Below are 14,907 nucleotides of genomic sequence, written 5' to 3'. Positions count from 1 at the left end.
CCGCGCGGTTCATGCCGGCAGCGGACGGGTGACGGTAGGGGCGCTGGTGGCCGGCGCGCTCGGCTGGCGAGTCAGGCGCAGGGCGTTGAGCACCACGGTCAACGAACTGAGGGACATGCCGATCGCCGCCCAGATCGGCGTGATCCAACCCAGGGCGGCAAAGGGCAGCATAAGGCCATTGTACAGCCCGGCCCACAACAGGTTTTCAATGATTACCCGGCGGGTGCGGCGCGCCAGGGTGAAGGCTTGCGCGAGGGCGTCGAGGCGGTTGGACAGCAGCACCGCATCGGCGCTGGTCTTGGCCAGGTCGGTGGCCGAGCCCATGGCCACGCTGATGTCGGCGGCGGCAAGGACTGGCACATCGTTGACCCCATCGCCGAGCATCAGCACCTTGCGGCCCTGCTGGTGCAACTGCTGAAGCACCTGCAGCTTGTCGTCCGGGCGCAGGCCGCCACGGGCTTCGTCGATGCCCAATTCGGCGGCCACGCTGGCCACCATCGGCGAACTGTCCCCCGACAGCAGCAAGGTGCGCCAGCCGCGCGCCTTGCACGCCGCCAGCAGGGCCGGGGCGTCGCTGCGCAAACGGTCATCGAGGACAAACCAGGCGAGGGCACCCTGGCGATCGCCCAGCAGCAGCCATTGCCCGGCTTCGTCCGGCGAGGCGGGGATCGGGCAACCGCTGAGGGCGCAGACAAAACCCGGCTGGCCGATACGCAACTGGCGCTCGCCGACACGGCCTTCCAGGCCCAGGCCGGGGGTGCTGAGTACCTCGTCGGCGGCCAGCGGGGCGCGGCCAAAGGCGCGGGCAATCGGGTGTTCGGAACGGTTTTCGAGGGCGGCGGCGAGGCCCAGGCAGTCGTCGCTACTCAGCGTGCCCAGGGGACGGATCGCGCGGAGGGCCAAGCGGCCTTCGGTGAGGGTGCCGGTCTTGTCGAAAATCACCGTGTCGATCTGGTTCAGGCCTTCCAGCACATGGCCACGAGTCAGCAACAGCCCGAGTTTGTGCAGGGTGCCGGTGGCGGCGGTGAGGGCGGTGGGTGTGGCCAGCGACAGCGCGCACGGGCAGGTCGCAACGAGCATCGCCAGGACAATCCAGAACGCGCGGGATGAATCCAGCTCCCACCACACCAGGCCAATCACCGTGGCGGCAATCAGCGAGCACAACAAGAACCACTGCGCGGCGCGGTCGGCGATTTGCGCCAGGCGCGGTTTTTCCGCCTGGGCCCGTTCCAGCAGGCGCACGATGGCGGACAAGCGCGTGTCGTGGCCGAGGGCGCGCACTTCGACGGTCAGCGCGCCTTCGACATTGAGGGTGCCGGCGGTGACGCTATCGCCGACCTGGCGCGGTTGTGGCAGGTACTCGCCGGTGAGCAGGGATTCATCGATGCTGGATTGGCCGTCGAGGATCACGCCGTCTGCCGGCAGCACGGCGCCGGGATGCACCAGCACGCGATCACCCAGGGCCAGTTCGCTGAGCAGGATGCGTTCGCTGTGGCCGTCGCGGTGCAAGCGCAGGCACGACGCCGGCAACAGGTTGACCAATTGCGCGGTGGCGGCGGCCGTGCGTTCCCGGGCGCGGCGCTCCAGATAACGGCCTGCCAACAGGAACAGGGCAAACATGCCCACCGCGTCAAAATACAACTCGCCGACGCCAGTGATGGCGGTCCAGATCCCCGCCAGATACGCCCCGCCGATGGCCAGGGACACCGACACATCCATGGTCAGGTGGCGTGTGCGCAGGTCGCGCATCGCACCTTTGAAAAACGGCGCGCAGCTGTAGAACACGATGGGCGTGGTCAGGAACATCGCCACCCAGCGCAGGATCACGTGCAGCTCAGGGCTCAAGTCGATATTGAATTCCGGCCAGGTGGCCATGGTCGCCATCATCGCCTGGAACCACAGCAGCCCGGCCACGCCCAACTGGCGCAAAGCCAGGCGGTTTTCGCCGGCCAGTTGTTCGGCCGCGCGGTCCGCTTGATAGGGGTGGGCGGCATAGCCGATCTGGCGCAGCTCGCCGAGCAGTTGGCTCAGCGGCAGTTGCCCGTCGGCCCAGCGCACTTGCAGGCGATGGTTGGACAGGTTCAGCCGCGCCTCGGCCACGGCGGGCAGGCGGCGCAGGTGTTTTTCGATCAGCCAGCCGCAGGCGGCGCAGCTGATGCCTTCCATCAGCAGGGTGGTTTCGGCCAGTTCGCCTTCGTGGCGCACGAAGGGTTTTTGCACGTCGGCACGGTCGTACAGCGCCAGTTCGTCCACCAGTTGCACCGGCAGCGCGTCGGGGTTGGCCGAGGCTTCGCTGCGGTGTTGGTAATAGCTTTCCAGGCCGCCGGCGACGATGGCTTCGGCCACGGCCTGCGCGAAGCGCAGGCTTTCTACTTTTTCAGGTCTTCAGCACCTTGCAGCGGTTCATCCCCCAGCAGCAAGTCCTTGTCGTGGCTGACCTGTTCCTCTTCGAACATGCGCCAGGTGCGGTCGCCTTCCACGCCGAGCAGTTCAACGAAGCGGCGGCCTTCGACCTTGTCGGTGACCTGGCCGATGTAGCGCCCGGGTTCGCTGGCGCTGCGGGCCAGGTTGATCTTGCGATCCTTCTCTGGCTGCGTCGGGGAAATCAGGTTGAGCTCCAGGGTGGTTGGGTTGCTGTTGCCGGTCAGGTGCAGCTCGACTTCACCGGTCAGCTCGTCCAGGTGCACCTTGGCGCGCAGTTGCAGGGTCTGGGCCAGCAGTTCGCGGTCCAGGGAGCGGTTGATGCCTTTGCCGGCCTCGTAGTAGTTGTCGTTGACCAGGTTGTCCGGGTTGTTCACCGCGATGGTCACCATGGACAAGGTCAAGGTCACCGAACAGGCCAGGATGGCAATGATGATCCAGGGCCAGAGGTGCTTGTACCAGGGGCTTGCGGCAGTGGCTGCGGGCATTGTTCTGCTCTCTATTTAACTTAACGGACTTGTGGGCCGATGAATCGGCTCTTGGCTTCAATACGCACGTCAGGGTCGTCGGCATCGCTGAGGATGAATTTGACCTCGTTGGTGCTTGACGGCAATTGCTCCGGCGCACTGGACAGCTCCACCGGCATGCTGACGATATCACCGGCAGCCACCTTGATTTCGCGTCGGCCTTGCAGCTTGAGGTCGGGCAGGCCAGCGGCGTCGAGCACGTAGGTGTGGTCGCGCTGGTCCTTGTTCATGATCTTCAGGCTGTACACGTTTTCGATGCGGCCTTCGGCGTTTTCGCGGTACAGCACGCGGTCCTTGCTCACGTCGAAACCCACCAATGAGCGCATGAAGAATGCTGCGACCAACAGGCTAATCATCGCCAGCAACACCAGCGCGTAGCCGATCAGGCGCGGGCGCAGCTTGTGGGTTTTCTGCCCGGAGAGGTTGTGCTCGGTGGTGTAGCTAATCAGGCCGCGTGGGTAGTCCATCTTGTCCATGATGTTGTCGCAGGCGTCGATACACGCCGCGCAGCCGATGCACTCGATCTGCAGGCCGTCGCGGATGTCGATCCCGGTAGGGCACACCTGCACGCACATCGTGCAGTCGATGCAATCCCCCAGGCCCTCGGCCTTGTAGTCGCTGCCTTTTTTACGTGGGCCGCGTAGTTCGCCACGGCGTGGGTCGTAGGAGACGATCAGGGTGTCCTTGTCGAACATCACGCTCTGGAAGCGTGCGTACGGGCACATGTAGATGCACACCTGTTCGCGCAGCCAGCCGGCGTTGCCGTAGGTGGCGAGGGTGAAGAAACCCACCCAGAAATACGACCAGCCATCGGCCTGGCCGGTGAAGAAGTCGAACACCAGTTCGCGGATCGGCGAGAAGTAGCCGACAAAGGTCATGCCGGTGACAAAACCGATCAGCAGCCACAGGGTGTGCTTGCTGAATTTACGCAGGAACTTGTTGGCGCCCATCGGCGCTTTGTCGAGCTTGATGCGCTGGTTGCGATCGCCTTCGGTGACCTTTTCGCACCACATGAAGATCCACGTCCACACGCTTTGCGGGCAGGTGTAACCGCACCACACGCGCCCGGCGTACACCGTGATAAAGAACAGGCCAAAGGCCGCAACGATCAGGATGCCCGAGAGCAGGATGAAGTCCTGGGGCCAGAAAGTCGCGCCAAAAATGAAGAATTTGCGTTCCGGCAGGTTCCACCACACAGCCTGGTGGCCACCCCAGTTCAGCCACACCGTGCCGAAGTAGAGCAGGAACAGGCCGGCGCCGCCGAGCATGCGCAGGTTGCGGAACAGGCCGGTGAAGGCGCGGGTGTAGATTTTCTCGCGCGAGGCGTAGAGATCGATGGTCTTGGCAGGGGGGGTAACGTTATGTACCGGTATTTGGTCGCTCATCATTGCATCCCACGGCGGTGGAGATTTGCCTCGGCCAGTACGTGCCAGCCGGGGTCAAATTAGGGGTGTTGCAGTGGCCTAATGATACGCCCCCGATGGTGCGCAAAGGGTGCGACCTTTGGTCGCGTTGGGGGAAATCAATTGATGGTGTACGTGATCTGGATCAATTGACTTGGCAAGTATGGATGGTTTTCGGCGGCAGGTTGGTTATTTGTCCCATGGATCTGTCTGTGCAAAATGCTTGGGCCCGCACCGCCGGCATTGCGCATGCGGCACGGCGAGCCTCTGGGGTGGAATGGTTGTAACGGTGCTCTTTATATTCTGCCTGTCAGTCCTTGAGAGATTACTCCCCACTCATTTGAGATTTTGCATACCAAGTGAAGTAGGAACAGCAACGTATTTTCTATAGGAAATAATGTTAAACACTTGTTCAAAATTCAGAGGGAACGGTTGGTGGAGGTGTTCCCACGAAAGGTGGGTTACCTATAACCGTTTTTAATTGAGGAACTGTCAATGACTGCTACTAGTGGTGTTTCTTATAACCCTTCGTTGGCGCCGGTAGAGGCTTCTAGAACCCCAACGGCGGCCGAGGTTGTCGATTTTTACAAGACTACTTCAGATGAAGGGCTGGTCTTTCTTCTGCGTATGGACTTTGAAAAGTTTACCGATCCGAAGCATCCAGGTTCTGTGACGCGTGAATCACTGGCGAAAATGGCTTACGCGGGTGAGCAGAATGGTGTCGATCCCTTTGAGTCAGCCTTCGCTCGGGCCGTCCTGGAAAGAGACGGGCTATTTGAAAAGTGCGATGGTTATGGCAAGCACAAACATGATGGAAAAATTGATCAGGCCAGTCTCGGGGCGTTCGAGGCAAAGGAAAACGGCCGATTCAGCCTCATGAGTGACAAGGACATCGCGCGGCACTTATTTGATAATTTCAATGACTTCAAGTATGTGAGCCCACTCAGTACGGCAGGTCGTGCTTTCGACGAATTATCGGTTCCACGACTTCAGCGTGTACTCACTTCGAAGACCTCCAGTGATGAACAAAAAATGTTCGTGCGTGAACTGTTGAGTCGTCCTGAGTTATTGCAGCAGTTAGGGTTCGAGGGTAATTACTCATCGGTCGTTCGTAATGATGTGGAGAAGAAACTTCCGCACATCAAGTAAGTGCAAGAAGTCGATAGGGCGTTATGGATTGTCAATACCTCAACGTCCTATCTCCATGGGTAGGCTGTAAATATACGCTGCCAGCCAGTACATCTTGTCCTTGTCGATCATCACGCTCTAAAAACGCGCATACGGACATATGTAGATGCGCACTTGTTCGCGCAGTATGAACTTTCTTCGTTTCAAGTCGGCTGCTCTGTCGCGGTCAGTGGGCAGCGGGGGAGATTGTAAGTTGGCATGTGCGGTGTGGAACTGAGTGTTTGGGTCGGTCACTTAACAACTGCAAGTCACTCACGAATAACGAGGTCGAAATGAACAGTTCAAACATTGATTCACATGTACGCCGGCATATTGGGATGCCTATAGATCTACGGCCGCCTTTGCCTCCAGAGCCAAACCGCTACAAAGACTGGAGTGACAGGGATTTAAGTAAACAGCTTGCAGGTCGGTTTGAACATCTTGCAGACCCTAACCAGAAAGAATTCATTACGCTGCTTTCGCTCAAGGAAGCTGCATTCAATCCTGGCCGGGCGGGTGTTGGTTGGGAGGATTCACAGCTTGCCAAAGAGGTTCTCAAGCGTGGAAACCTGATGGATAAGCTCGACGTGGACCGCAACGGCAATTTGGACGGGAAGATAGATAAGGAAAACATTCGACTCGTCATTCGTTCGGAGTCGGCACCTAAGCTGGACATCGTGCCTCCCCGGCACCGACCTGAGGTTTATGATCATTTTGGTCGTCCTGAGTGGCTTCCGCGGCCGCCCGGCATCAGCGATGTACTACCAAAGAATCGCTTTGCGCTGAACGAATAACCGACTGCCTGCATGGGTCGTGACTGCTCGATCAGTGAGGCGGCCTGGTTTACAGGGAGATGCCGTGCACACGATCGACAGTCGCCCGCCATGAATAAAAAAAGCCCTGACAGTATCAACTGTGCAGGGCTTTTTATTTGCCGCAGTACTTACTGTTCCCCAGCCTTCTTATCGCCATGGGACAAGCTGTACACATAGGCAGCCAACAAGTGCACCTTGTCGTTGCCCTGCATTTGCTCCTGGGCCGGCATCTGGCCCTGGCGGCCATAACGGATGGTCTGCTGCAGTTGCGCGAAGCTCGAACCGTAGATGAATGCACCCGGGTGGGTCAGATCGGGCGCGCCCATCGCTGGGGTGCCTTTGCCGGCCGGGCCGTGGCAGGCCACGCAGTTGGTGGCGAAAAGTTTTTCGCCGTTGGCCACGTCGGCCTTGGCGCCTTCCGGCAGCTTGCGGCCATCGAGGTTGGTCAGCACGAAACCGGCCACGTCGGCCACGCCTTGTTCGCCAATCACTTCAGCCCAGGCTGGCATGACTGCGTGGCGGCCTTTGAGGATGGTTTCCTTGATGGTTGCCGGCTCGCCGCCCCAGCGCCAGTCGGCGTCGGTCAGGTTAGGGAAGCCGTAGGCACCCTTGGCGTCGGAACCATGGCACACCGAGCAGTTGGAGGCGAACAAGCGGCCGCCCATCTTCAAGGCTTGCGGGTCCTTGGCTACTTCTTCAATGGGCATCGACGCGAATTTGGCGAAAATCGGCCCGAACTTGGCTTCCGACTTGGCCATTTCCTTTTCCCACTCGTGTACGCCGGTCCAGCCGGTCTGGCCGTTGGCGAAGGGGGTTTGCTTGTCGTTGTCGAGGTAGTTGTAGCCCGGCAGCACACCTTTCCAGTTGCCCAGGCCGGGGTACAGCACCAGGTAGCCGAGGGCGAAGACGATGGTGCCGACAAACAGCATGAACCACCATTTTGGCAGCGGGTTGTCGTACTCCTCGATGCCGTCGAACGAGTGGCCGACGGTTTCGTCGGTTTGTTCGCTGCGCTGCCCCCTGCGGGTCGACAGCAACAGCCAGGTCAGGGCGAAGATGGTTCCCAGACTGAGGACTGTGACGTACAGACTCCAGAACGTAGTCATTCTTTGTTACTCCTAGAAGCGTGCTCGACGTGCTTGATGGCTTCGGGATCATCCGCAAAAGGCAGCATGGTTGCGTCGTCAAACTCCGACTTGCGGCGGGGGCTGAACACCCACAACGCCAGGCCGATAAAGGCCACCATCACCACAACGGTGCCCAGGCCTCGAATCATCCCGATATCCATGTAGGTCACCGTTTGCTTTTGATGATGGTGCCAAGGCCTTGCAGGTAGGCCACCAGCGCGTCCATTTCGGTCTTGCCCTTCACGGCTGCGGCTGCACCGGCGATGTCTTCATCGGTGTAGGGCACGCCCAGGGTGCGCAAGACTTCCATTTTCTTCGCGGTGTCCTTGCCGTCGAGCTTGTTTTCCACGAGGAACGGGTACGCCGGCATTTTCGACTCAGGCACCACGTTGCGCGGGTTGTACAAGTGCGCACGCTGCCAGTCATCGGAGTAACGTCCGCCGACACGGGCGAGGTCCGGCCCGGTGCGCTTGGAGCCCCACAGGAACGGGTGGTCCCACACGCTTTCGCCGGCGACCGAGTAGTGGCCGTAGCGTTCGGTTTCGGCGCGGAACGGGCGGATCATCTGCGAGTGGCAGCCGACACAACCGTTGGCGATGTAGACGTCGCGGCCTTCCAGTTCAAGGGCGGTGCGCGGCTTCATGCCTTCCACCGGCTTGTTGGTGACGTCCTGGAAGAACAGCGGAACGATCTGGGTCAGGCCGCCGATACTCACGGCGATGACCATGAAGAAGGCCAGCAGGCCGATATTCTTCTCGACTACTTCATGCTTCATCAGTGCGCTCCCACTACGGCGATCTTGGCGGCGGCTTCAGCTTCTACCGGGTCGGCGGCACGCACGGTGCGCCAGACGTTGTAGGCCATCAGGAACATGCCGGAGGCAAAGAATGCACCGCCCAGGGCGCGCACGATGAAACCCGGATGGCTGGCTTGCAGCGCTTCGACGAAGGAGTAGGTGAGGGTGCCGTCATCGTTGATTGCACGCCACATCAGGCCCTGGGTGATGCCGTTGACCCACATCGAGGCGATGTAGAGCACGGTGCCGATGGTGGCCAGCCAGAAGTGCGCATTTATCAGGCCCACGCTGTGCATCTGCGGGCGGCCGAACAGTTTCGGGATCATGTGGTACAGCGCACCGATGGAGATCATCGCCACCCAACCGAGGGCGCCGGCGTGAACGTGGCCGATGGTCCAGTCGGTGTAGTGGGACAGCGAGTTGACGGTCTTGATCGCCATCATCGGGCCTTCAAACGTGGACATGCCGTAGAACGCCAGCGAGACCACGAGGAAGCGCAGGATCGGGTCGGTGCGCAATTTATGCCAGGCGCCCGACAGGGTCATCATGCCGTTGATCATGCCGCCCCAGCTCGGGGCCAGCAGGATGATCGACATCGCCATGCCCAGCGACTGCGCCCAATCCGGCAGCGCGGTGTAGTGCAAGTGGTGCGGGCCGGCCCAGATGTACAGGGTGATAAGCGCCCAGAAGTGCACGATGGACAAGCGATACGAGTAAATAGGACGTTCGGCCTGTTTCGGCACGAAGTAGTACATCATCCCCAGGAAACCGGTGGTCAGGAAAAACCCTACCGCGTTATGCCCGTACCACCACTGGATCATCGCGTCCGTCGCCCCAGCGTATGCCGAGTAGGACTTGAACAGGCTGACCGGCAGCGAGGCGTGGTTGACGATGTGCAGCATCGCCGTGACCAGGATGAAGGCACCGTAGAACCAGTTGCCCACATAGATGTGCTTGGTCTTGCGCTTGACGATGGTGCCGAAGAACACCACGGCATAGGTCACCCACACAATGGCGAGCAAAATGGCGATGGGCCATTCCAGCTCGGCGTATTCCTTGGTGGTGGTGTAGCCCAGGGGCAGGGTGACGATGGCGCCGAGGATCACGGCTTGCCAGCCCCAGAAGGTGAAGGCGGCGAGGCCATCGGAGATCAGTCGCGTCTGGCAGGTTCGCTGCACGACATAGTAGGAGGTGGCAAACAATGCACATCCACCAAAGGCGAAGATCACCAGGTTGGTGTGCAGCGGGCGCAGGCGACCGAAGGTCGTCCAGGGCAAGCCGAAATTCAACTCCGGCCAGACCAGTTGCGAGGCGATGAACACCCCGAGCCCCATGCCAAGGATCCCCCAGACCACCGTCATGATGGCGAACTGGCGGACTACCTTATAGTTATAAGCAGTCGGACTGATTGCTGTGCTCATTCTAAGGTTCCACGGTTTAGGTTTTTTTATAGGTAAAAATCGGCCGCAAGTATGTAGAAAGCGAGAGGCCAATGCAACGCAACGCTGACCTGTGTCAAGGCGTTCCACGCCAGATTCTGCGCCCTTTCCCTGTTTTGCGTAAGGACAAAATCGGAATTCGAAAGCTGATCGAGTGGACAGGAATTTTTTCGGGTCGCAACGCCGGTCGTCGCCTACGCCAGAACCGGTCCACTGTGGGGCAAGCGTAGACCCGAATGGCGGGAGGGGAAAGTTGTGCTTTGGAGGGGGTGTGACAAAAGGTCGCGAAGACAGGGCGGGTGAACGCTCGATTACTCGGGAAGGGCATCGGCGAGCACTTTTCTAGATTTATCTATGCAAAAAAAATTAGCGGATGGGAACCACCCCGGTCCTTTTCCCACATAGGAGAAGCAAATAGACCGTAGGACTTCCAGTTAAGGAAAATGTGATGAGTGTGAATACTGTGTCCAATAACGCGATGCGTGCCATGCAGCCGGCCGCGCAACTTTCGGCAAAATCCGACACCGGCAACCCGTTCACGCGCATGAGTGAGACGGAGTTGGCCAATCATCTCTCCGTTCATTTCGACAGATTCACCGACCCCAAACAGCCAGGTGTTATCACGCGTCAATCCCTTGAGAACATCGCGTATAGCTCCACGCAGTCTGGTGTCAGCATTGAAGATTCGCAGTTTGCACGTGCGCTGTTGGGAAACCACGGCCTCATGGACAAGCTCGACAGGTACGGCAATACCAAATATGACGGCAAGATTAAGCGGGAAAGCGTTCGCATGGTCGCATCCCCGGAGCACCAGAAGTTCAGTGTCATGAGCAATAAGGACATGGCCAACCACTTGATCGCTCATTTCGATACGTTCAAGGAACACCCGGACACTTTTAATGCGTCCAAGTCCATGCAGGGCGTGACCCTCTGGTCGCTTGAGGATGTAGCCCTTTCGCAGGCGTCGCCGCCTGAGGCAAAGATGTTTGCGCGTGAGCTGCTTGCTCGCCCCGAGCTATTGGATCAGCTGGGATTGGCGGACCGGGGGAGTCGAGTAACCAAACAATCGCTTGTGATCTCTCTGCCCAACGTTCAGTAGCGGTGCTCAATCAGCGTTGCCGGGGGGGATTGGCACCGCTGTACGCGCAAAAAAGCCCCGCCAGTTTTCACTGAGCGGGGCTCCAGGCCTGCTAAGAAGGGCCTACTCGGCAGTCGGCTTATCGCCATGGGACAAGCTGTAAACATACGCCGCCAGCAAATGCACCTTGTCATTCCCTTGCAGCACATCCTGCGCCGGCATCTGGCCTTGGCGGCCGTGGCGGATCGTCTGCTGCAACTGCGCCAGGCTGGTGCCGTAGATGTAGCCAGCCGGTTTGGTCAGGTCGGGTGCACCCATGGCTTCCATGCCAGTGCCTTGCGGGCCGTGGCAGGCGACGCAAGTGGTGTTGAACGCCGCTTGGCCGGCGGCCAGGTCGGCGCTGTTGTCCGCCGGCAATGGCAGCTTGGCCAGGTCGTGACGCACATAGGCGGCAACGTTTTTCACCCCGTCTTCACCGAGGATTTCACCCCAGGCCGGCATCGCCGCGTGGCGACCGTTGAGGATGGTGGTCTTGATCGCCTCGGCCGAACCGCCCCAGCGCCAGATGTTGTCCGCCAGGTTCGGGAAGCCATAGGCGCCCTTGGCGTCCGAGCCGTGGCACACCGCGCAGTTGGAGGCAAACAGGCGACCGCCCATTTTCAACGCTTGCGGGTCTTTGGCCACTTCTTCCACGGGCATGGCTGCGAATTTGGCGAAGATCGGCCCGAACTTGGCGTCGGCCTTGGCCATTTCCTTGTCCCATTCCTTGTTCTGCGTCCAGCCGTCCTCGTAGCCTGGCAACACGCCTTTCCAGTTGCCCAGGCCCGGGTAGAGGATCAGGTAGCCGACGGCAAACACCAGGGTGCCGGCGAACAGCATGAACCACCACTGGGGCAGGGGGTTGTCGTACTCCTCGATCCCGTCGAAGGCGTGGCCCATGGTCTGGTCCACACTGCCCTTGGTCTCGCCCTTGCGGGTGCCGATCAACAGCCAGGTCAGGCCGATCAGGCTGCCCAGGGTCAGTACGCAGATCCATGTACTCCAAAATAGGGTCATGGCCGAGTGCTCCTTATTGCAGGCTCTTCTTGAGCGTCGGATGGAGAGGGTTCATCGGCGAACGGCAGCAGGCGCGCCTGCTCGAACTCCGCATTGCGGCGGTTGTTGAACACCCACAGCGACAGGCCGATAAAGGCGATGGCGACGACCAGCGTGCCAAGGCCGCGGATGGTGCCCGCATCGAATTCAAATCCCATGGCTCACCTCTTGCTCTTGATGGCAGTGCCGAGCACTTGCAGGTACGACACCAGCGCGTCCATCTCGGTCTTGCCCTTGAGGCTGGCAACGGCGCCACTGATGTCGTCGTCGGTGTACGGCACGCCGAGGGTGCGCATCACTTTCAACTTGGTCTCGGTGTGGCTGCTGTCGACGGCGGCGGTGACCAGCCATGGGTAGGCCGGCATTTTTGACTCGGGGACGACGTTGCGCGGGTTGTACAAGTGCGCGCGGTGCCAGTCGTCCGAGTAGCGTGCGCCGACGCGCGCCAGGTCCGGCCCGGTGCGCTTGGAGCCCCACAGGAACGGGTGATCCCAGACGCTTTCGCCAGCGACCGAGTAGTGGCCGTAGCGTTCGGTCTCGGCGCGGAATGGGCGGATCATCTGCGAGTGGCACTGCACACAGCCTTCGCGGATGTAGATGTCACGGCCTTCCAGTTGCAGTGCGGTGTAGGGCTTCATGCCTTCCACCGGCTTGTTGGTGACGTCCTGGAAGAACAGCGGGACGATCTGGGTCAGGCCGCCGATACTCACGGCCAGCACCATCAGCAGCATCAGCAGGCCGACGTTCTTTTCAATCGTTTCGTGTTTCATCACTGACTCCTCAGGCCATCTGCGTGGCGGTGGCGGCTTCGACAGGTTGTGCCGAGCGCACGGTGCGCCAAGTGTTGTAAGCCATCAGGAACATGCCGCTGAGGAACACTGCACCGCCCACCAACCGCACGATGAAGCCAGGGTGGCTGGCCACCAGGGTTTCGACGAAGGAGTAGGTCAAGGTGCCGTCTTCGTTGACCGCACGCCACATCAGGCCCTGGGCGATGCCGTTGACCCACATCGAAGCGATGTAGAGCACGGTGCCGATGGTAGCCAGCCAGAAATGCGCGTTGATCAGGCCGAGGCTGTACATCTGCTCGCGACCGAAGATTTTCGGGATCATGTGGTACAGCGCGCCGATGGAGATCATCGCTACCCAGCCGAGGGCGCCGGCGTGTACGTGGCCGATGGTCCAGTCGGTGTAGTGGGAGAGGGCGTTGACGGTCTTGATCGCCATCATCGGGCCTTCGAACGTCGACATGCCGTAGAACGCCAGGGAGACCACGAGGAAGCGCAGGATCGGGTCGCTGCGCAACTTATGCCAGGCGCCCGACAAGGTCATCATGCCGTTGATCATCCCGCCCCAGCTCGGTGCCAGCAGCACCAGCGACATCACCATGCCCAGGGACTGTGCCCAGTCCGGCAGCGCGGTGTAGTGCAAGTGGTGGGGACCGGCCCAGATGTACAGGGTAATCAGTGCCCAGAAGTGCACGATGGACAAGCGATAGGAATACACCGGACGCTCGGCCTGTTTCGGCACGAAGTAGTACATCATCCCGAGGAAGCCGGCGGTAAGGAAAAAGCCTACCGCGTTATGCCCATACCACCACTGCACCATGGCATCCGTCGCACCGCCGTAGAGGGAGTAGGACTTGGTCAGGCTGACCGGGATTTCCAGGTTGTTGACGATATGCAAAATGGCCACGGTGATGATGAACGCACCGAAAAACCAGTTACCGACGTAGATGTGCTTGGTGTTGCGCTTCATCACTGTGCCGAAGAACACGATGGCGTAAGCCACCCAGACAATGGTGATGAGGATGTCGATCGGCCATTCCAGCTCGGCGTATTCCTTGGAGCTGGTGTAGCCCAGCGGCAAGGTGATCGCGGCCAACAGGATGACCAACTGCCAGCCCCAGAAGCAGAACGCGGCGATTTTCGGCGCAAACAGCTGGGTCTGGCAGGTGCGTTGCACCGAGTAGAAGGAGCTGGCGAACAGCGCGCAGCCACCAAATGCAAAGATAACTGCGTTCGTATGTAATGGACGCAGTCTTCCGAAGCTGGTCCAGGGTAAATCGAAATTCAGAGCAGGCCAGACCAATTGGGCGGCGAGAAAAACCCCGAGCCCCATGCCGACGATGCCCCACACCACCGTCATAATGGCGAATTGGCGGACCACCTTGTAGTTATAGGCGGTACTTAAAGTAGTGTTCATGGTTCCCCATCCACGGTTCAACCCAAGCAAATGCGGCACTTGGGCTGGAGTTATAGGCAGACTAAATAGCGAGGCAAGCATGGGCAAAGAGCACAAGGCCAGTATTGACGGGGATCAATGGGCGCAGTGTGTGCGGGAACACGGCTGGTTGTGGGATGTGGCGACAAGCGTTGCAGGGCATGAACCTGTGACGCTGATCCTGGCCCACGGCGCCGGCGCACCGATGGACTCATCCTTCATGAACGACATGGCTGCACGCCTTGCCGGGCACGGCGTCAACGTGTTGCGCTTTGAGTTTCCCTACATGGCCCAGCGCCGTGTGGATGGCGGCAAACGCCCACCCAACCCGGCGCCGAAACTGCTGGAGGCATGGCGTGAGGTGCATGCGCAAGTGCGACGTCATGTCGCTGGGAAACTGGCGATTGGCGGCAAGTCCATGGGCGGGCGCATGGCCAGTCTATTGGCCGATGAGTTAAGCGCTGATGGGCTGGTGTGCCTGGGTTATCCGTTTTATGCGGTGGGCAAGCCGGAAAAGCCACGGGTGGAGCATCTGGCCGGGTTGCAGACGCCGACGCTGATCGTGCAGGGCGAGCGCGATGCCTTGGGCAATCGGGCGGCGGTGGAGGGCTATGTGTTAGCGCCGAGCATCGAGGTGATGTGGCTGGTGGCGGGGGATCATGATTTGAAGCCGTTGAAGGCTTCGGGGTTTAGTCATGAGCAGCATTTGGAGGCTGCGGCGGTGAAGGTGGCTGGGTTTCTCGGCGGCTGTTAGGGCCTCATCGCGAGCAAGCCCGCTCCCACATTTAACCGTGTACATCACTTGGAATGCGGTCG

The 14,907-nt window shown here is 60.1% G+C and carries 14 protein-coding genes and 1 pseudogene; 4 read left to right on the top strand and 11 right to left on the bottom strand.

What is annotated here, in order from left to right; genetic code table 11:
• Positions 1–9: 9 nt before the first annotated feature.
• The 3 genes and pseudogenes from NUV89_RS14280 to ccoG form a co-directional block, all read right to left on the bottom strand.
• A pseudogene (locus tag NUV89_RS14280) lies at positions 10–2,352 on the bottom strand (heavy metal translocating P-type ATPase); the annotation flags it as partial.
• Between the two features lie 17 nt (positions 2,353–2,369).
• Positions 2,370–2,909 (bottom strand): FixH family protein, encoded by a 540-nt coding sequence (locus NUV89_RS14275; RefSeq protein WP_257781822.1) that lies wholly within the window; start codon positions 2,907–2,909, stop codon positions 2,370–2,372.
• A 20-nt stretch (positions 2,910–2,929) separates the two neighbouring features.
• Entirely contained in the window at positions 2,930–4,333 is a 1,404-nt protein-coding gene (ccoG, locus tag NUV89_RS14270; protein ID WP_257781821.1) for a cytochrome c oxidase accessory protein CcoG, read from the bottom strand.
• A gap of 513 nt (positions 4,334–4,846) precedes the next feature.
• Between ccoG and NUV89_RS14265 the strand changes: the two genes are divergently transcribed.
• Positions 4,847–5,500 carry a hypothetical protein gene (locus NUV89_RS14265; RefSeq protein ID WP_257781820.1) on the top strand — a complete coding sequence of 218 codons (654 nt, stop codon included), beginning with the start codon at positions 4,847–4,849 and terminating at the stop codon, positions 5,498–5,500.
• A 311-nt stretch (positions 5,501–5,811) separates the two neighbouring features.
• Positions 5,812–6,312 (top strand): hypothetical protein, encoded by a 501-nt coding sequence (locus NUV89_RS14260; protein WP_257781819.1) that lies wholly within the window; start codon positions 5,812–5,814, stop codon positions 6,310–6,312.
• Positions 6,313–6,461: 149 nt separating this feature from the next.
• Here the strand turns inward: NUV89_RS14260 and ccoP (NUV89_RS14255) are convergent, their stop codons facing one another.
• Genes ccoP (NUV89_RS14255) through ccoN (NUV89_RS14240) form a run of 4 tightly spaced genes read right to left on the bottom strand, consistent with a single transcriptional unit; the run spans position 6,462 to position 9,677 of the window.
• Positions 6,462–7,439 carry a cytochrome-c oxidase, cbb3-type subunit III gene (gene ccoP / locus NUV89_RS14255; RefSeq protein WP_257781818.1) on the bottom strand — a complete coding sequence of 326 codons (978 nt, stop codon included), beginning with the start codon at positions 7,437–7,439 and terminating at the stop codon, positions 6,462–6,464.
• On the bottom strand, positions 7,436–7,621 hold the full coding sequence (locus NUV89_RS14250) for a cbb3-type cytochrome c oxidase subunit 3 (protein ID WP_257781817.1): 186 nt from the start codon (positions 7,619–7,621) through the stop codon (positions 7,436–7,438). Before NUV89_RS14250 ends, ccoP (NUV89_RS14255) begins: the two co-directional genes overlap by 4 nt.
• A 5-nt stretch (positions 7,622–7,626) precedes the next feature.
• Positions 7,627–8,235 carry a cytochrome-c oxidase, cbb3-type subunit II gene (gene ccoO / locus NUV89_RS14245; RefSeq protein WP_003193167.1) on the bottom strand — a complete coding sequence of 203 codons (609 nt, stop codon included), beginning with the start codon at positions 8,233–8,235 and terminating at the stop codon, positions 7,627–7,629.
• Positions 8,235–9,677, bottom strand: a complete 1,443-nt coding sequence (gene ccoN, locus NUV89_RS14240; protein ID WP_017735324.1) for a cytochrome-c oxidase, cbb3-type subunit I — start codon at positions 9,675–9,677, stop codon at positions 8,235–8,237. The genes ccoO (NUV89_RS14245) and ccoN (NUV89_RS14240) overlap by 1 nt, the downstream gene beginning before the upstream one ends.
• Positions 9,678–10,143: 466 nt before the next feature.
• On the opposite strand from ccoN (NUV89_RS14240), the gene NUV89_RS14235 reads away from it, so the two are divergent.
• The gene (locus NUV89_RS14235) at positions 10,144–10,794 is read left to right on the top strand and encodes a hypothetical protein (protein WP_257781816.1); all 651 of its coding nucleotides are present in this window, start codon (positions 10,144–10,146) and stop codon (positions 10,792–10,794) included.
• A 102-nt stretch (positions 10,795–10,896) separates the two neighbouring features.
• Here NUV89_RS14235 and ccoP (NUV89_RS14230) read toward each other — a convergent pair whose 3' ends face one another.
• From ccoP (NUV89_RS14230) to ccoN (NUV89_RS14215), 4 genes are read right to left on the bottom strand one after another with little or no spacing between them, the layout of a single operon-like run.
• Positions 10,897–11,829: a cytochrome-c oxidase, cbb3-type subunit III gene (ccoP, locus tag NUV89_RS14230; protein WP_257781815.1), complete on the bottom strand. Its 933-nt coding sequence runs from the start codon at positions 11,827–11,829 to the stop codon at positions 10,897–10,899.
• Positions 11,826–12,026, bottom strand: coding sequence for a cbb3-type cytochrome c oxidase subunit 3 (locus tag NUV89_RS14225; RefSeq protein ID WP_010208563.1), 201 nt, complete (start codon positions 12,024–12,026; stop codon positions 11,826–11,828). Before NUV89_RS14225 ends, ccoP (NUV89_RS14230) begins: the two co-directional genes overlap by 4 nt.
• A gap of 3 nt (positions 12,027–12,029) precedes the next feature.
• A complete protein-coding gene (gene ccoO, locus NUV89_RS14220; RefSeq protein WP_017735321.1) occupies positions 12,030–12,638 on the bottom strand; it encodes a cytochrome-c oxidase, cbb3-type subunit II in 609 nt (202 codons plus the stop codon).
• A gap of 10 nt (positions 12,639–12,648) precedes the next feature.
• The gene (gene ccoN, locus NUV89_RS14215; protein WP_017735320.1) at positions 12,649–14,073 is read right to left on the bottom strand and encodes a cytochrome-c oxidase, cbb3-type subunit I; all 1,425 of its coding nucleotides are present in this window, start codon (positions 14,071–14,073) and stop codon (positions 12,649–12,651) included.
• A 79-nt stretch (positions 14,074–14,152) separates the two neighbouring features.
• On the opposite strand from ccoN (NUV89_RS14215), the gene NUV89_RS14210 reads away from it, so the two are divergent.
• Positions 14,153–14,845 carry an alpha/beta family hydrolase gene (locus tag NUV89_RS14210; RefSeq protein WP_257781814.1) on the top strand — a complete coding sequence of 231 codons (693 nt, stop codon included), beginning with the start codon at positions 14,153–14,155 and terminating at the stop codon, positions 14,843–14,845.
• The last annotated feature ends 62 nt before the right edge of the window (positions 14,846–14,907 follow it).

It is taken from the genome of Pseudomonas sp. 18.1.10 (assembly GCF_024655625.1).
GTDB lineage: Bacteria > Pseudomonadota > Gammaproteobacteria > Pseudomonadales > Pseudomonadaceae > Aquipseudomonas.
This window is presented reverse-complemented; position numbering and strand designations above follow the sequence as displayed.